The following is a 2715-nucleotide window of genomic DNA, read 5'->3' as shown; positions in this document are numbered from 1 at the left end:
CCCCAGCCCCCGCGTCCCCACCATCGACCTGCGGCCCTGGCTGTCCGGCGACCCGCAGGCACGCGGCGCCATCGCCCGCACGGTCGACGAGGCGCTCCAGACGGCCGGCTTCCTGCTGGTCACCGGTCATGGCGTGGACCCGGCGCTCCGGGCCCGCATCCGCGCGGCCGCCCGTGCCTTCTTCACCCTCCCCACCGCGGTCAAGCAGGCGTACGAGGCGAAGGTCGGCGGGCGCGGCTGGCTCGGCCCGGGCGCCGAGGCGAACGGCTACTCCGAGGGCACCGAGACCCCGCCGGACCTCAAGGAGTCCCTCACCTGCGCCACCCACGAGCCCTTCGACGACCCGGACATCAACGCGGAGTGGTACGCGCCGAACGTCTGGCCGTCGGAGGTACCGGAGCTCCAGCCGCTGTGCGAGGAGTACCTGACGAGGATGGCCGAGCTGGAGAACCACCTTCTCGCGCTGCTCGGCGAAGCCCTGGGCCTGGAACCGGACTTCTTCACCCGCCACATGGGCCACCCCACCTACGGCTTCAACATCAACTGGTACCCGGGCCGGGACGTCATCGGCCAGCCCGAGCCGGGCCAGTTCCGTATCGGCCCCCACTCCGACTTCGGCACGGTCACGATCCTCGACCGCCAGGCCGGCAAGGGCGGGCTCCAGGTGTACACGGACGAGGGCGGCTGGGAGGACGCGCCCTACGACCCGGACGCCCTCACCATCAACATCGGCGACCTGATGGCCCGCTGGACCGGCGACCGCTGGCGCTCCGGCCGCCACCGCGTCCTGCCGCCTCCGGCCGACGCCCCCGCCGAGGAGCTGATGTCCCTCGTCTACTTCGGCGAGTGCACCCCCGGTACGCGGGTCGAGTCCGTACCCGCACCGGTGGGCCGCGTGGCGTACGAGCCGGTGGACTCGCACGTGTACCTGCGTCAGAAGCTGGACTCGATCACGGTCGGCTGAACCGCGCCGCGGTGGCGGGCCGTCAGGAGGCGTACGTCTCCCGCAGCTCGCCGAAGCGGTCCGGTGTCCAGGACTCCCAGTCCACCGGATGGCCGTCGAGCGCCTCGGCCAGGTACTCCAGGTGGAGGTGCCAGGCAGCGAGGCAATCGCGGCGGAGTTCGTCGTCGCCGCGGACCTCGTTGGTGAAACGGAGCGTGGTGCCGCGCTCACCGTACGGTTCCACGTGAAACCGGATCCGCCCCTGGAAGCCCTCCAGGGTGTACTCGGCGACCCGCTCGACGTCCCAGGCGGTGATCCTGCCGGGGACGGGGACGGCCTCGCCCTCCGGGCCCGTGTTCAGCCAGCGCAGCGCGACGGCGCCGCCGAGGCGTGGTTCGAAGACGTCCGCGGCGGCCAGCCAGGTACGGAGCCCCTCACCGTGGCCGGCCACCACGGGCCACACCCGCTCCACGGGGTGGGGCAGGTGCAGCGTGAAGTGCAGCGTGTGCGTCTCTCCCTCGGTCCGGCTGGTGCCCGGTTCGATGACCTTGTCCATGGCACCAGCCTGCCGCCTGACCGGGGGCGACGCACCCGGATCAGACGCCCGCGTACGAGTGCTTGCCCGTCACGAAGAGATTGACGCCGTAGTAGTTGAACAGCCAGCAGGCGAAGGCGATGAGCGCGATGTACGCGGCCTTGCGACCCTTCCAGCCGGCCGTGGCGCGGGCGTGCAGGTAGCAGGCGTAGGCGACCCAGGTGATGAAGGCCCAGGTCTCCTTCGGGTCCCAGCCCCAGTAGCGGCCCCACGCGTCGCCCGCCCAGATGGCGCCCGCGATGATCGTGAACGTCCACAGCGGGAAGACGGCGGCGTTCACGCGGTACGCGAACTTGTCGAGGGACGCCGATGCGGGCAGCCGCTCCAGCACGGAGGTCGCGAACCGGCCGGGCTTGCCGTCCGTCGCGAGCTTGTTCTCGTACGAGTCCTTGAACAGGTAGAGGATCGTGCTGACCGCGCCCACGTAGAAGACGGCACCGCAGAGGATCGCGGTCGAGACGTGGATGTACAGCCAGTACGAGTGGAGGGCGGGAACCAGCTGGTCGCTGGCGGTGTACAGGACCGTGACGGCGACACCGAGGTCGAGGAGGACCGTCGTGATCAGCGGGAGGCCGAGCCAGCGGATGTTCTTCCTCAGCGCCAGGAAGGTGAGGTACACCCCGATGGCGACGGTGGAGAAGGTGATGTTGAACTCGTACATGTTGCCCCACGGCGCCCGCTGCACCGACAGGGCGCGGGTCAGCACGCCGCCCGCCTCGATGGCGAAGGCGAGCACGGTGAGGGACACGGCGATACGGCCGTAGAGGTCACCCTGCTCGTCGCCCCCGTGTGCGCCGGGCCCGTCCGGCACGTCCCGTGCGCCGGCTGCCGCCCGCACGACCACCTGGGGCCGCTCCAGCACGGCGGTGCCGCCGGCGTTCTTCACGGTCACGGCGGGCGCGCCGGGCTTCTTGGCACCGTCGGCGGTGAGCGCGGCGGCCGTACGGCCCACCTTGCTGCGGCTGCCGAAGAGCCACTCGGCGATGTGTGCGAAGAAGGCCAGCGTGTAGACGGCCATCGCGGAGTAGATCAGCACGTTGCTGATGCTGGCGAGGTTCTCGTTGGTCCCTGCGGCCAGCTCGGTCGCGGCGGCGAGAGTCACGGGTTCTCAGCCCCTTCGGCAGGTACGACTTGGGGATCGGGGTGGGTTTTCCTGGCGCCCGGCTCCGGGGAGGGG

3 protein-coding genes are annotated in these 2715 nt (G+C 71.0%); 1 reads left to right on the top strand and 2 read right to left on the bottom strand.

The features are described 5' to 3' along the window. On the top strand, window positions 1-964 hold a 964-nt coding region (locus FNH08_RS48515; protein WP_152778279.1), incomplete at its 5' end, for an isopenicillin N synthase family dioxygenase. Window positions 965-986: 22 nt separating this feature from the next. On the opposite strand, the gene FNH08_RS48510 is transcribed toward FNH08_RS48515, so the two are convergent. Continuing rightward, a complete protein-coding gene (locus tag FNH08_RS48510; protein WP_152778278.1) occupies window positions 987-1499 on the bottom strand; it encodes an SRPBCC family protein in 513 nt (170 codons plus the stop codon). A 40-nt stretch (window positions 1500-1539) separates the two neighbouring features. Continuing rightward, the gene (gene ccsB / locus FNH08_RS48505; RefSeq protein WP_322726623.1) at window positions 1540-2640 is read right to left on the bottom strand and encodes a c-type cytochrome biogenesis protein CcsB; all 1101 of its coding nucleotides are present in this window, start codon (window positions 2638-2640) and stop codon (window positions 1540-1542) included. Window positions 2641-2715: the final 75 nt, after the last annotated feature.

The organism is Streptomyces spongiae (assembly GCF_009377185.1).
In the GTDB taxonomy this organism is placed as follows: domain Bacteria; phylum Actinomycetota; class Actinomycetes; order Streptomycetales; family Streptomycetaceae; genus Streptomyces; species Streptomyces spongiae.
The sequence above is the reverse complement of the archived record's forward strand: the minus strand, read 5'-3'. Positions and strand labels throughout refer to the sequence as shown.